This window comes from Streptomyces sp. NPDC085524 (genome assembly GCF_044541755.1).
Classification (GTDB): Bacteria; Actinomycetota; Actinomycetes; order Streptomycetales; family Streptomycetaceae; genus Streptomyces.
On sequence record NZ_JBITTH010000024.1, the window covers coordinates 127,213 to 140,263 of the forward strand.

Sequence of the window (13,051 nt, forward strand, 5' to 3'; positions counted from 1 at the left end):
AGCGCGCCACGCCCGCACCGGCGGGGAGCGCCACAGGGCAGAATCCAGGCCTGTGATCATCAGCGCGCGCGAACTCAACCGGGCCACCCTCGGCCGCCAGCTGCTGCTGGAACGCGAACCACTGACCGTCGCCGACGGCCTGCGGCGCGTGGTCGCCCTCCAGGCCCAACACCCTGCCTCGCCGTACGTCGCCCTGTGGAACAGGCTCGCCGGATTCTCTCCTTCCGAGCTCGACGCCGCCTTCTCCGGGGGGTCGGCGGTCAAGGCGACCCTGATGCGGATCACGCTGCACGCCGTGCACGCCGAGGACTACCCGGCCTTCCGCGCGGCGATGCAGCCCACGCTGTACGCCTCCCGGCTCGGCGGCCGCTTCGCCGCCGCCGGGCTGACACCCTCGGACGCCGACGCGCTCCTCCCCGGCCTGCTGGCCTTCGCCGGGCGGCCCCGGACGTCTGCGGAGATGCAGGCGTGGGCCGGGGAGCGGGTCGGCGCGGAGCGCAGGGACGCGGCGTGGTGGGGGCTGAAGGGGTACGCGCCGCTGCACCACGCCCCGACGGGCCCGCCGTGGTCGTTCGGCCACCGCCCGTCCTTCGTCACGGCCGGAACCGCCGGACCCACCGGAACCGCCGGGGCACCCGGGCCCGACTCCCCCACCCCCACCCCCACCCCCACCCCCGTGCCCGTTCCCGCGAGCCGCGCCGTGGACCCGTACGCCCTCCGCACCCTGGTCCTGCGCTACCTGGCGGGGTTCGGCCCCGCCTCCGTCGCCGACGTGGCGCAGTTCGCGATGGTGCAGCGGGCCCCCGTCCGCGCGGCGCTCCGCGCCCTGGACGGTGCCGTCGAGGAGCTCCGGGGGCCGGACGGCGGGACCCTCTACGACCTCCCGGGCGCCCCCCGGCCGGCCGCCGAGACCCCCGCTCCGCCCCGGCTCATGGCCATGTGGGACAGCATCCTGCTGGCCTACGCCGACCGCGGCCGGGTGATACCCCCGGAGTACCGCCCGCTGGTGATCCGGCGCAACGGCGACGTGCTGCCCACCCTGCTGGTGGACGGCCACGTCGCCGGCGTGTGGCGTCCGACGGAACACGGCGTCGAGGCCACGGCGTTCCGCCCCCTCCCGCCCGCCGTCTGGGACGGGCTGGCCGAGGAGGCCCGGTCCCTGACGGCCTTCCTCGGCGACCGCGAGGCGGCGGTGTACAGCCGCTACCACCACTGGTGGGCGAAGTTCCCGGAGGCCGAGGTGCGGATGCTGTGACCGGCCCGGCACGCCGGATCCCGGTCACCTGCCGGGCCGACGGCGGGTCGGAGGGCCGGAGGGAGGGCCGGGGAGAGGGTCAGGGGGAGAGCGCGGTGCCGAGTGAGGCCGCGCCGATGGGTTTCGGTGCGCCCTTCTCGTAGAAGACGTCGAGCCTCGTGAGCGTGAACCCCGCCGCCTTCAGCAGGCCGACGGTCGGCCGGGTGAGGTGACAGCCGCCGAAGAGCCGCATGTTGAGCGGTTCGAGCCGTCGCTGCAGGCTGCGCACCCTCCGGTCCCGCTCCGGGGCGAGGCCGTGTTCGACGAAGTGCAGGGTCCCTCCGGGCTTCAGCACGCGCCGCAGCTCCCGCAGGGCCGCTCCCGGGTCGGGGATGGTGCACAGGGTCCAGGTGCACAGGGCGGAGTCGAAGGTGTCGTCCCCGAAGGGAAGTGACTGTCCGTCGAGTCCGGACCGCCGCACCGGGACCCGCGAGGCCCGTACGCGGTCCGCGGCCAGCTTCCACCCGAGGTCGGAGGGCTCGACGGCGGCCACGCCTGTCACCTCCGGCGGATAGAAGGGGACGTTGTGTCCGGTGCCGAACCCGATCTCGACGACTTCGCCCCGCAGCCCTTCGCAGGCGCGCCGCCGCAACGGCCTCGCCTGTTTGGCCCCGCAGGCGAGGTTGATGATCCGCGGCAGGATCCGGTCGGTGTAGAACCCCATCTCGGCCTCCGTGTCCTGTTTCAGCATGGCACCGCGGGCCCCCGGGCGCCCGCCGCTGCCGCGCGTCCCGCACAATCGTGGCTTCGAACCGGTCTTGAGGGGACGGCAGTACGTGAACTGGGTGGGGGACGGGAAGAGGCGCCGTACGGCAGCGGCCGCGCTCGGCGTGGCGGCAGTGCTCGCCGGCGCCGCGGCCTGCGGCGGCGGCAGCGGGTCGGACGGGGGCGCCGGAGCCACGGCGGCGCCCACGAGCGCGCCCGCGAGCACGCCCGCGACGGCCGGCGGCCCCGCCGGGCCGGGGGCCGAGCGGCTCAAGGCCATGGCGCTCACCGAGGGCGACAAGGCGGGGCGGTACGAGGCCTCGGAGCCGGTCCTGGACGAGCCGATGAGCGAGCTCTACGACACGCAGCCGGCGGCCTGCCGGCCGCTGACGAGCCTCGGCAGGGCGGGCCACACGGCCCAGGCCTACGCCAAGACCGGGGTGCCCGGGGAATGGCAGGCGGTCGGGACCGAGATCCTGCTGCGCTCGTACGAGGGCGGTGGCGCGGCGGCGGCCATGAAGGCCCTGGCCGAGGCCGGCCGGCAGTGCGCGGGCGGGTACACCGAGGAGCGCGGGCTCGCGACGGCGAAGGTCCTCCGGGTGGAGCAGGTCAAGGCTCCCGGCCTGGGCGACGAGGCGCTCGCCTACCGCATCGTGACGCAGGACGTGAAGGACAAGGACATCTCGCTCTACGACTACCTGACGGTGATCCGCTCGGGGTCGGTGACCCTGTCCTTCCGGGCGGACGTCATCGACACGAAGGACTTCGGCGGAGTGCCGGAGGACGTGGTCGCGGCCCAGTGGGAGAAGTTCTCGAAGGCCGGGGGTCCGGGCTCGTAACCGCACACCCGCGCCGCCACGAGGTGACAACCGAAGGTTGACAGTCCCTGGCTGTCAACCTAGGGTTGCACCTATGACGAACCCTTCGGTGGAACCCGTTCGCATGACCAATCCGGTACGCCTCGACGATCTGATCGCGGCCATCAACAAGGTCCACACCGACCCCCTGGAGCAGCTCAGCGACGCCGTCGTCGCCGCCGAGGCGCTCGGGGAGGTCGCCGACCACCTCATCGGCCACTTCGTGGACCAGGCCCGCCGCTCCGGCGCCTCCTGGACCGACATCGGCCGCAGCATGGGCGTCACCCGCCAGGCCGCCCAGAAGCGCTTCGTCCCCAAGGCCGACAAGGAGGGCGACGCGGCGCTCGACCCGAGCGCGGGCTTCGGCCGCTTCACCCCCCGCGCCCGCAACGTCGTCGTGACCGCGCAGAACGAGGCCCGCGCCGCCGGCAGCCCCGAGATCAGCACGGCGCACCTGCTCCTGGGCCTGCTGGCCGAGCCCGAGGGCCTCGCGGCCCTCGCCCTGCGCGGCCAGGGCGTCGCGGAGCAGGACGTGCGCGCCGCCGCGACGGCCGCACTGCCCCCGGGCCAGGAGGACCTGCCCGCCCTCATCCCCTTCGACGCGTCCGCGAAGAAGGCCCTGGAGCTCACCTTCCGCGAGGCCCTGCGCCTGGGCCATTCCTACGTCGGCACCGAGCACGTCCTGCTCGCGCTGCTGGAGCAGGAGAACGGCGAGGGCCCGCTCAGCGGCCTCGGCGTGGAGAAGGACGCCGTCGAGGCGGCCGTCACCGAAGCCCTGGCATCCGTACTCGGCGGCCCGGACGCTCCGTAGCGGCCGCGCCCTCCGTCAGCTCGTACCGCTTCACGTACGCACCGAGGAAGGCCTGCAGCGTGGCGACGGCCGGGATCGCGATGAGCGCCCCGACCGCGCCCAGCAGGGCGGTGCCCGCGATGACCGATCCGAAGGCCACGGCCGGGTGGATGTCCACGGTCCTCGAGGTGAGCTTCGGCTGGAGGACGTAGTTCTCGAACTGCTGGTAGATCACCACGAAGCCGAGGACGTACAGCGCGTACCAGGGATTGACGGTGAAGGCGATCAGCATCGGCAGCGCGCCCGCCAGGTAGGTGCCGATGGTGGGGATGAACTGGGAGACCAGCCCCACCCACACCGCGAGCGCGGGGGCGTACGGCACGCCCAGGACCACCAGCACGATGTAGTGGGCGATGCCGGAGATCAGGGCCATCAGCCCGCGCGAGTAGAGGTAGCCGCCGGTCTTGGCTACGGCGATCTCCCAGGCCCGCAGCACCTCGGACTGCTTCGCGGGCGGCAGTACGGAGCACAGCGCGTGCCGCAGCCGCGGTCCGTCGGCGGCGAAGTAGAAGGAGAAGAGCCCGATCGTCAGCAGCTTGAAGAGTCCGCCGAGCACGGTGGCGGACACGTCGAGCACTCCGGTCGCGCTGTTCTGCACGTACTTGCGCAGCCAGTCGGAGCGCAGGAGGCTCTCCTGGATCTCCAGCCGGGAGAGCTCGGTGTGGAAGGTGGAGTTGATCGTGTCGATCACCGAGTCGAGGTAGCGGGGGAAGCCCTCCACCATCTCGACGATCTGCCCGGCCAGCATGGAGCCGAGCAGGGCGAGGAATCCGACGGCTGCGCCGAACACTCCGAGGAACACCAGGAAGGTGGCGAGCCCGCGCCGCATGCCGCGGGCCGCCATCCGGGCCACGGCGGGTTCGATCGCGAGCGCGAGGAAGAACGCGATCAGGATGTTGACGAGCAGCCCGATCAGCTGGTGGAAGGCCCAGCTGCCGAGCTGGAAGCAGGCGACGAGGGCCAGTACGAGGACCACGGCGCGCGGCAGCCAGCGCGGCATGCGGGCGTCGCCTCCGGCGGGGGTGGCCGGTGGAACCGGGCTCCCGTCCGCGGCGGCGGCGCGGTCGGCTTGCCGGGGCTCCTCCGCGGCCCCGGCGCCACCTGCCGGCCGGGGACCGTCCGCGGGCCCGGCGGCGTCCACCGGTCCGCCCTGCGGGCCCGGGCCGATGCGGCCGGCGGGGCCGGCCTCGGTGCCGGGGCCGGTGGCCTGGGCCGGGGCGCCGGCTGCCGTCGACCGGCTCTGCGCCGCGTCCCGGGGGCCGGCGGTCGGGTCTTCGGTCGTCGTCTCATCACTGGCTGCCACGCGGCCAAGTCTGGCCCACCCGGGGCCCGGACCGCGAAACGGCGGCCGTCACGGCCGCAGGCCCCGCGCCGAGCGGCGGCGCGGGGAGGGGTCTCAGCGCAGGGAGGCGGGAACGTCCATGGCCGAACACACCGCGCGCCACACGTCCTTGGTCTCCCAGCCCGCGTCCAGCGCCTGGTGGACGGTGCGCCCGCCGAGCTCCGTCATGACGTGGTCCCGCGCGAAGGAGTCGGCGTAGCCCTCGCCGAAGTGCTCCGCCATCCGTTCCCAGAAAATCGTCAACCGCATGCCCCCAGTATCCCGCCCCGGGAGAGTGCACCGGCCGCGTTCGTCCCTCGCCTCTGCGTCACGGGGTCCTACGTTGCACGCATGCCCGGAGACGAAGGTCCCTCACCGACCTCACCGACCTCGCCGACCCCACTGGCCCGCGCCGAGCAGTTCATCTGGCTCACGGCCCGGGTCCTGGAGCAGCGGCGGTTCGCGTTCCACTTCCTCGGCGGGGACGCCGACGCGGTGGACACCGCCCTCGGCTCGTACCTGAACGGCGACGGCGGCTACGGCCATGCGCTCGATCCGGATCTGCGCGGCCCGCTCAGCCAGCCCCTGCACACCGCGCACGCCCTGCGGGTGCTGGACGGCCTGGGCCGGTGCGCGGGGCAGCGCATCGAGCGGATCTGCCGCCACCTGACCCGGGTCTCCACTCCGGAGGGTGCGCTTCCGGTGGCCTTCCCGGCCCCCCGCTGCTATCCCGCGGCGCCGTACCACCCGGTGCACGACGACCCGCCGGGCGAGCTGGTGACCACGGGGCCGGTGGTGGGGGTCCTGCACCGCAATCGGGTCTGGCACGCCTGGCTCTTCCGGGCCACGGACTTCTGCTGGGACCGGGTCGAGGGCCTGCGCCACTCGCATCCGTACGAGCTCCAGGGCGCGGTGGCCTTCCTCGACGGCGCCCCCGACCGGGCCCGTGCGGCGGCGGCCGCGGACCGGCTCGGGCGGCTGGTGCGCGAGCGGGGGCTCGCCGTGCTCGATCCGGGGCGGCGCGAGGAGTACCCGCTCGCTCCCGGGTACGCGCCGGGCGAGCGGCTGTTCCCGCACGACTACGCGCGGCGGCCCGAGTCCCTGGCGCGGGGCTGGTTCACCGACGAGGAGCTGAGCCGCTCGCTGGACTTCCTGGCCGCCGAGCAGCAGCCGGACGGGGGCTGGCCGGTGCGCCGCAGGGCCTGGGCGCCGGGCAGCTCGCTGGAGCGGCGGCCGATCGCCACGCTGGAGGCCCTGCTGACGCTGCGGGCGTACGGGCGCCTGCCGGCGCCGGTCAGCCGCCCAGGGCCCGGACGCCCGCGGTGACGACGACGGCGGCGGCGACCACGAGCAGGAACGGGGCCCGCAGCAGCAGGGCGAGCCCGGCGGCGGCGAGTCCGGCGGCCCGCGCGTCGAGGACGAGCTCGTGCCCGGTGGCGAAGGTCTGCTGGGCGGTGAGCGCGGCGAGCAGCGCGACCGGCAGCAGCGCGGAGAGCTTGCGCACCAGCGGCCGTTCCAGGGCCCCGGCGGGGACGAGGAGTCCGGCGAGCTTGACGGCGTAGCACCCGGCGACGGTGAGCCCGATGGCGATCCACACGTTCATGCCGTTCACGAGCGGCGTCCCTTCATCCAGAGCACGACGGGGGCGGCGAGGGCCGCGATCAGCACGGGCACCCCGGCGGGGAGCAGGGGCAGGAATCCGAGTCCGAGGACGAGCGCGAGGGCGGCGACGGCCCGCTCGGTGGCGGTCTTCAGCATCGGCGCCAGCAGGGCCAGGAACACGGCGGGGCCGGCGGCGTCCAGCCCCCACGCGCTGGTGTCCCCGATGGCCTCGGCGCCGAGTGCGCCGAGCAGGGTGGTGAGGTTCCACAGCACGTACAGGGCGAGCCCCGTGACGCCGAAGCCGAGCCGGGCCGACCTGCGGTCCTGCTGTGCGAGGGCCACGGCGGTGGTCTCGTCGATCACCCAGTGCGCGGCGAAGGGCCGTAGCGCGCGGGGCAGCGCGAGCAGCTGCGAGAGCCTCAGCCCGTAGAAGGCGTTGCGGGTCCCGAGGAAGAAGGCCCCGGCGGCGGCGGTGAAGGGGTTCCCGCCCGCGGCCAGCGCCCCGACCAGCGCGAACTGGGAGGCGCCGGTGAAGACGAGCAGGCTCAGCACGCAGGCCTGGAGGGTGCTGAGCCCGGCCCCGGCGGCGGTGACCCCGAAAGCGAAGCCGGACAGCCCGACGGCCACTCCGACTCCGAGGGCGTCCCTGACCACGGCGGCCCGCGGCTGCGCGACGGGCGTCGGCGTCCGTCGTGTGTCCTGCTCTTCGATCATCGTTTGCTCTCCCACGCCCCGAAGCTATGCGGGGACCGGTCGAGCGGTCTTGTACGTTCTTGCGCGCCCGGCCGGCTCGCCGCGTCGGGGCTCCGGGGCCGGGGCGGCCGCCTAACCGGCGCGCTCCCGCCGGTACGCCCCCGGCGGGACGCCGACGATGCGGGTGAAGTGCCGGTTGAGGTGAGGCTGGTCGGTGAAGCCGACCGTGACGGCCGCCTCCGCCGGCGGGGTCCCCGCGTCGAGGAGCCGGCGGGCCCGCCGGACCCGGGCGTCGGTCAGCCAGGTGTGCGGCGGCATTCCGTACCGGTCCCGGAAGGCCCGCAGCAGGGCGAAGGGGCTGGTGCCCAGTCCGGCCGCCAGCTGCTCCAGGGAGGGCGGGTCGGCCATGCGGTCCTCCAGGACGGCCCGGGCGGCCTCCGCGTCGGCGCCGCCGGTACCGCGGACCGTACGGGCGGGCAGGGGTCCCGCGTGCCGGGTGAGCATCCGCGCGACGACGCCCCGGAGCATCGTGTCGGCGGCCAGGGCGTTCCCGGCTTCGGCGGCCCGGTGCACTTCGGTGATGGTCCGCGAGGCCTGCGGGTCGGTGATCATGTCGGCCGTGAAGCCGGGGGTGCCGCGCAGGGTGCCGATCTCGGCGGCGACCTCGGCGATCAGGTCGCGGGAGGGGTAGAGGGTGGCGTACGCCCAGCCCTCGGGCACCCCGGCGCGCGCGGTGTGCGCGACCTCGGGGTTGATCAGGACCACGCTGCCGGGTCCGGCGCGCAGCACGTGGCCGGGGAGGCCGATCTCCTCGATGCCGCCGGTGACGGCCGCGATGACGTACCCGTCGTGCGCGTGGCGCGGGAAGGTGTGGCGTACGTAGTGGGCGCGCAGCAGGTCCAGCCCGGGCAGCTCCGGGTACTGCCAGTGCCTGGCCCACTCCCGGCGTCCCTCGTCCGTGCCCATCCCCTCATTCTGCGCCCCGTGCCCGTGGGGTGTTTCCCCAGGTCCGGCCCATTGTCAGTGGCGGGGTGCACGATGGGGGCATGTCCGGCTCCGCGCTCGATGCGTTCTCTTCCGCGACCCGCTCCTGGTTCACGGGGGCCTTCGTCAGGCCGACCTCCGCCCAGGAGGGCGCCTGGCGGGCCATCTCGGAGGGGTCGGACGTGCTCGTGGTCGCGCCCACCGGCTCCGGGAAGACCCTGGCCGCCTTCCTCGCCGCCCTCGACCAGCTGGCCTCGACGCCGCCGCCCGCCGAGCCTCGCAAGCGCTGCCGCGTGCTGTACGTGTCTCCCCTCAAGGCCCTCGCGGTGGACGTGGAGCGCAATCTGCGCAGTCCGCTGACCGGGATCCGCCAGGAGTCGGTCCGGCTGGGGCTGCCCGAGCCGGAGATCAGGGTCGGGATCCGCTCGGGCGACACCCCGCCCGCCGAGCGCCGGGCGCTGGCCAACCGCCCGCCGGACATCCTGATCACCACGCCCGAGTCTCTGTTCCTGATGCTGACGTCGTCGGCGCGCGAGGCGCTCGCCGGGATCGAGACGGTGATCCTGGACGAGGTCCACGCCGTCGCGGGGACGAAGCGCGGGGCGCACCTCGCGCTGTCCCTGGAGCGGCTGGACGAGCTGCTGCCGCGCCCGGCCCGCCGGATCGGGCTGTCGGCGACGGTCCGGCCGGTGGACGAGGTGGCGCGGTACCTGGCGCCGCGCGGCAAGGTGGAGATCGTCCAGCCGCCGTCGGCGAAGGAGTTCGACCTGTCGGTGGTCGTGCCGGTGCAGGACATGGGCGAGTTGGGGGGCTCGCCCGCGAGCGAGGGCAAGGAGGGCGGGGACAAGCCGTCGATCTGGCCGCACGTGGAGGAGCGCATCGCGGATCTGGTGCAGGCGCACCGTTCGACGATCGTGTTCGCCAACTCCCGGCGGCTCGCGGAGCGGCTGTGCAACCGGCTGAACGAGATCGGGTACGAGCGGGCGATGGGCGAGCGCCTGCCGGAGGGCGGGCCTCCCGCCGAGATCATGGCCCAGTCGGGCGCGGCGCACGGCGCCCCGCCGCTGCTGGCCCGCGCGCACCACGGTTCGGTCTCCAAGGAGCAGCGGGCTCTGGTGGAGGAGGACCTGAAGGCGGGCCGGCTGCCGGCCGTGGTGGCGACCTCCAGCCTGGAGCTGGGCATCGACATGGGTGCGGTGGATCTGGTGGTGCAGGTGGAGTCGCCGCCCTCGGTGGCCTCCGGGCTCCAGCGGGTGGGCCGGGCCGGGCACCAGGTCGGCGCGGTCTCCACGGGGGTGGTCTTCCCCAAGTACCGGGGCGACCTGGTGCAGGCGGCCGTGGTCACCGAGCGGATGCGCACCGGCTCGATCGAGTCCCTGCGCATCCCGTCCAATCCGCTCGACGTCCTGGCCCAGCAGCTGGTCGCGATGACGGCGATGGACACCTGGCAGCTGGACGACCTGCTCGCCCTGGTGCGGCGGGCGGCGCCGTTCGCGGCGCTGCCGGAGTCGGCGTTCACGGCGGTCCTGGACATGCTGGCGGGCCGCTATCCGTCGGACGCGTTCGCCGAGCTGAGACCGCGGGTGGTGTGGGACCGCGTCGCGGGGACGGTCACGGGCCGGCCGGGGGCCCAGCGCCTCGCGGTCACGTCCGGCGGCACCATCCCGGACCGCGGGCTCTTCGGGGTGTTCCTCGCCGGATCCGACCCGAAGAAGGGCGGCGGCCGGGTCGGCGAGCTCGATGAGGAGATGGTCTACGAGTCCCGCGTCGGGGACGTCTTCACGCTGGGCACCACCTCCTGGCGGATCGAGGACATCACCCGTGACCGGGTCCTTGTCACCCCGGCTCCCGGGGTGCCGGGGCGGCTGCCGTTCTGGAAGGGCGACCAGCTGGGCCGGCCGCTCGAACTGGGCCGTGCGGTCGGTGCGTTCCTGCGCGAGCTCGGCGGCCTGACGGACGAGGACGCGCGGCTGCGGCTGCTGGCGGCGGGCCTGGACGCCTGGGCCGCGGAGAACGTGCTGGCGTATCTGACCGAGCAGCGCGAGGCGTGCGGGCACGTGCCGGACGACCGGACCATCGTGGTGGAGCGCTTCCGCGACGAGCTGGGCGACTGGCGGGTCGTCGTCCACTCCCCGTTCGGCGCGCAGGTGCACGCCCCGTGGGCGCTGGCGCTGGGCGCCCGCCTCGCCGAGAAGTACGGCATGGACGCGCAGGTGATGCACGCGGACGACGGGATCGTGCTCCGCCTGCCGGATGCGGACCTGCTGTCCATGGACCTGCTGGACCACGATCCTGCCGCGTCGGCCTCGTTCGAGTTCGACGACGAGCAGGCGCCGCTGGGCGCCGCCGACGTCGCCTTCGACCACGGGGACGTCAACCAGATCGTCACCGACCAGGTGGGCGGCTCCGCCCTGTTCGCCTCCCGCTTCCGCGAGTGCGCGGCGCGCGCCCTGCTGCTGCCGCGCCGCAGCCCCGGCAAGCGGACGCCGCTCTGGCAGCAGCGGCAGCGCGCGTCGCAGCTGCTCCAGGTGGCTTCGGAGTTCGGTTCCTTCCCGATCGTGCTGGAAGCCGTACGGGAATGCCTCCAGGACGTCTTCGACGTGCCCGGGCTGACCGAGCTGATGGGCGACATCGAGGCGCGGCGGGTCCGGTTGGTGGAGGTCACCACGCCGGAGCCGTCGCCGTTCGCGCGTTCCCTGCTGTTCGGGTACGTCGCCCAGTTCCTGTACGAGGGTGACTCGCCGCTCGCCGAGCGCAGGGCGGCGGCGCTGTCGCTGGACTCCCGGCTGCTGGCCGAGCTGCTCGGCCAGGCGGAGCTGCGGGAGCTGCTCGACGCTCAGGTGCTGGAGGAGCTGGAGCGGGAGCTGCAGTGGCTCACCGAGGACCGGCGGGCCAAGGACGCCGAGTCGGTGGCGGATCTGCTGCGGCTGCTGGGGCCCCTCACCGATGCCGGGCTGGCCGGGCGCGGCGCTGATCCCGGCTGGGCCCCCGGCCTGGCGGCGGCCCGGCGTGCGATCCGGGTCCGGATCGGCGGCGCCGACCACTGGGCGGCGATCGAGGATGCGGGCCGGCTGCGGGACGCGCTGGGCACGGCGCTGCCGGTGGGCGTCCCGGAGGCCTTCACGGAGCCCGTCAAGGATCCGCTGGGCGATCTGCTGGCCCGGTACGCGCGCACCCACGGGCCGTTCACCACGGCCGCGGTCGCCGCGTGCTTCGGCCTGGGGACGGCGGTGACCGAGGGGGCCCTGCACCGGCTCGCGGCAGCCGGCCGGGTGGTGCAGGGCGAGTTCCATCCGGCGGGCATCGGGCAGGAGTGGTGCGATGCGGCGGTGCTGCGCAGGCTCCGGCGCCGCTCGCTGGCCGCGCTGCGGCAGGAGGTGGAGCCCGTCCCGCCGACCTCGCTGGCCACCTTCCTCCCGCAGTGGCAGCACCTGGGCGGGGGTCTGCGGGGCATCGACGGCCTGGCCCGGGCGGTGGAGCAGCTGCAGGGTGCCCCGGTCCCGGCGTCCGCGCTGGAGCGCCTGGTCCTCCCGTCGCGGGTGTCGGGGTACTCCCCCGCCCTGCTGGACGAGCTGACCACCAGCGGCGAGGTGGTCTGGGCGGGTGCGGGGGCCCTGCCGGGCAAGGACGGCTGGGTCTCCCTCTACCTGGCGGAGGCGGCCCCGCTGCTGCTGCCGCCGCCGCACCCGCTGGAGCTGGGCCCCCTGCACCAGGCCGTGCTGGACGCCCTGGCCGGCGGGTACGGGCTGTTCTTCCGCCAGCTCACCCAGATGGTCCGCGACCGGCATCCCGAGGCCTCGGACCTGGACCTCTCCTCGGCCGTCTGGGACCTGGCCTGGTCGGGCCGGCTCACCAACGACACGCTGGCCCCGCTGCGTTCCCTGCTGGGCTCGGGCCGCACGGCGGGCTCGACCGCCCACCGGGCCCGGCGGACGGTGCCGCGCGGCCGGTACGGCACGCTCAGCGCGACGGTGTCCCGTACCGGCCCGCCCACGGTCTCGGGCCGCTGGTCGCTGCTGCCGTCCCAGGCCCCCGACCCGACGCACCGGGCCCATGCGCTGGCGCGCACCCTGCTGGACCGCCACGGGGTGGTGACCCGCGGCGCGGTTGCGGCGGAGGGCGTGGAAGGGGGTTTCAGCGCGGTGTACCGCATCCTGTCCGCGTTCGAGGACAGCGGGCAGGCCCGGCGCGGGTACGTGGTCGAGGGGCTGGGTGCGGCCCAGTTCGCGATGGACGGTGCGGTGGACCGGCTGCGCGCGGCCGAGCGGACGCCGCCCCCGCTGGCGGCGGTGGTGCTGGCCGCCGCCGATCCGGCGAACGCGTACGGTGCGGCGCTGCCCTGGCCGGAGCCGCCGGCCGGGGCCACGCACAAGCCGGGGCGGAAGGCGGGCTCGCTGGTGGTGCTGGTGGACGGTGAGCTGACGCTGTATCTGGAGCGGGGCGGCAAGACCCTGTTGGCCTGGCCGGAGGCCGCCGACCCCCGTCTGGCAGCCGCGTTGGAGGCGCTCGCGGCCGGCTCCCGCGCGGGCACGCTCCCGGCCCTGACGGTGGAGCGGATCAACGCCGCCGCCTCCCTGACGTCACCGATCGGGCCCGCGCTGGAGGCCGCCGGATTCCACGCCACCCCGAGAGGGCTGCGCATGCGCTCGTGACGGCACCCCGGATGCGGCAGCGGGGTATCGGCTGGGCTTCGAATGTCTTGGGCATGTCACAGGACCGTCGCCGACCGACTCCCGGGCTGGCGA

11 protein-coding genes are annotated in these 13,051 nt (G+C 74.8%); 5 read left to right on the forward strand and 6 right to left on the reverse strand.

Going from position 1 to position 13,051, the window contains the following annotated elements; all coding sequences use genetic code 11:
• Positions 1 to 52: 52 nt before the first annotated feature.
• A complete protein-coding gene (locus tag ACIGFK_RS31185) occupies positions 53 to 1,255 on the forward strand; it encodes a winged helix DNA-binding domain-containing protein (protein ID WP_400054506.1) in 1,203 nt (400 codons plus the stop codon).
• 79 nt (positions 1,256 to 1,334) lie between these two features.
• Here the strand turns inward: ACIGFK_RS31185 and ACIGFK_RS31190 are convergent, their stop codons facing one another.
• Positions 1,335 to 1,985 carry a methyltransferase domain-containing protein gene (locus tag ACIGFK_RS31190; protein ID WP_376659188.1) on the reverse strand — a complete coding sequence of 217 codons (651 nt, stop codon included), beginning with the start codon at positions 1,983 to 1,985 and terminating at the stop codon, positions 1,335 to 1,337.
• 85 nt (positions 1,986 to 2,070) lie between these two features.
• On the opposite strand from ACIGFK_RS31190, the gene ACIGFK_RS31195 reads away from it, so the two are divergent.
• Both ACIGFK_RS31195 and ACIGFK_RS31200 read left to right on the forward strand, forming a co-directional pair.
• Positions 2,071 to 2,838: a hypothetical protein gene (locus ACIGFK_RS31195; RefSeq protein ID WP_400054508.1), complete on the forward strand. Its 768-nt coding sequence runs from the start codon at positions 2,071 to 2,073 to the stop codon at positions 2,836 to 2,838.
• Positions 2,839 to 2,911: 73 nt separating this feature from the next.
• On the forward strand, positions 2,912 to 3,667 hold the full coding sequence (locus ACIGFK_RS31200) for a Clp protease N-terminal domain-containing protein (RefSeq protein WP_400054510.1): 756 nt from the start codon (positions 2,912 to 2,914) through the stop codon (positions 3,665 to 3,667).
• On the opposite strand, the gene ACIGFK_RS31205 is transcribed toward ACIGFK_RS31200, so the two are convergent.
• Together ACIGFK_RS31205 and ACIGFK_RS31210 are read right to left on the reverse strand one after the other, a co-directional pair.
• Entirely contained in the window at positions 3,621 to 4,706 is a 1,086-nt protein-coding gene (locus ACIGFK_RS31205; protein WP_400054525.1) for an AI-2E family transporter, read from the reverse strand. The two genes, ACIGFK_RS31200 and ACIGFK_RS31205, sit on opposite strands and share 47 nt — an antisense overlap.
• A 396-nt stretch (positions 4,707 to 5,102) precedes the next feature.
• Positions 5,103 to 5,297: a DUF3046 domain-containing protein gene (locus ACIGFK_RS31210; protein ID WP_030010745.1), complete on the reverse strand. Its 195-nt coding sequence runs from the start codon at positions 5,295 to 5,297 to the stop codon at positions 5,103 to 5,105.
• Between the two features lie 81 nt (positions 5,298 to 5,378).
• On the opposite strand from ACIGFK_RS31210, the gene ACIGFK_RS31215 reads away from it, so the two are divergent.
• Entirely contained in the window at positions 5,379 to 6,353 is a 975-nt protein-coding gene (locus ACIGFK_RS31215; RefSeq protein ID WP_376659191.1) for a hypothetical protein, read from the forward strand.
• On the opposite strand, the gene ACIGFK_RS31220 is transcribed toward ACIGFK_RS31215, so the two are convergent.
• The 3 genes from ACIGFK_RS31220 to ACIGFK_RS31230 all read right to left on the reverse strand — a co-directional run bounded on the left by ACIGFK_RS31220 (position 6,322) and on the right by ACIGFK_RS31230 (position 8,288).
• Complete coding sequence (locus ACIGFK_RS31220) at positions 6,322 to 6,630, reverse strand: AzlD domain-containing protein (RefSeq protein WP_376659200.1); 309 nt, start codon at positions 6,628 to 6,630, stop codon at positions 6,322 to 6,324. The genes ACIGFK_RS31215 and ACIGFK_RS31220 overlap by 32 nt on opposite strands.
• Before the next feature lie 5 nt (positions 6,631 to 6,635).
• Positions 6,636 to 7,343 carry an AzlC family ABC transporter permease gene (locus tag ACIGFK_RS31225; RefSeq protein ID WP_386466396.1) on the reverse strand — a complete coding sequence of 236 codons (708 nt, stop codon included), beginning with the start codon at positions 7,341 to 7,343 and terminating at the stop codon, positions 6,636 to 6,638.
• A gap of 111 nt (positions 7,344 to 7,454) precedes the next feature.
• Complete coding sequence (locus ACIGFK_RS31230; protein ID WP_376659192.1) at positions 7,455 to 8,288, reverse strand: AraC family transcriptional regulator; 834 nt, start codon at positions 8,286 to 8,288, stop codon at positions 7,455 to 7,457.
• Between the two features lie 80 nt (positions 8,289 to 8,368).
• Between ACIGFK_RS31230 and ACIGFK_RS31235 the strand changes: the two genes are divergently transcribed.
• Entirely contained in the window at positions 8,369 to 12,958 is a 4,590-nt protein-coding gene (locus ACIGFK_RS31235) for an ATP-dependent helicase (RefSeq protein WP_376659193.1), read from the forward strand.
• Positions 12,959 to 13,051 lie beyond the last annotated feature (93 nt).

What these genes read in the sequence shown, in the direction of transcription:
- ACIGFK_RS31230 (WP_376659192.1), bottom strand. Translation starts at nt 8,288, where the DNA reads ATGGGCACGGACGAGGGACGCCGGGAGTGGGCCAGGCACTGGCAGTAC.
- ACIGFK_RS31225 (WP_386466396.1), bottom strand. Translation starts at nt 7,343, where the DNA reads ATGATCGAAGAGCAGGACACACGACGGACGCCGACGCCCGTCGCGCAG.
- ACIGFK_RS31200 (WP_400054510.1), top strand. Translation starts at nt 2,912, where the DNA reads ATGACGAACCCTTCGGTGGAACCCGTTCGCATGACCAATCCGGTACGC.
- ACIGFK_RS31220 (WP_376659200.1), bottom strand. Translation starts at nt 6,630, where the DNA reads ATGAACGTGTGGATCGCCATCGGGCTCACCGTCGCCGGGTGCTACGCC.
- ACIGFK_RS31215 (WP_376659191.1), top strand. Translation starts at nt 5,379, where the DNA reads ATGCCCGGAGACGAAGGTCCCTCACCGACCTCACCGACCTCGCCGACC.
- ACIGFK_RS31210 (WP_030010745.1), bottom strand. Translation starts at nt 5,297, where the DNA reads ATGCGGTTGACGATTTTCTGGGAACGGATGGCGGAGCACTTCGGCGAG.
- ACIGFK_RS31205 (WP_400054525.1), bottom strand. Translation starts at nt 4,706, where the DNA reads ATGCCGCGCTGGCTGCCGCGCGCCGTGGTCCTCGTACTGGCCCTCGTC.
- ACIGFK_RS31235 (WP_376659193.1), top strand. Translation starts at nt 8,369, where the DNA reads ATGTCCGGCTCCGCGCTCGATGCGTTCTCTTCCGCGACCCGCTCCTGG.
- ACIGFK_RS31190 (WP_376659188.1), bottom strand. Translation starts at nt 1,985, where the DNA reads ATGCTGAAACAGGACACGGAGGCCGAGATGGGGTTCTACACCGACCGG.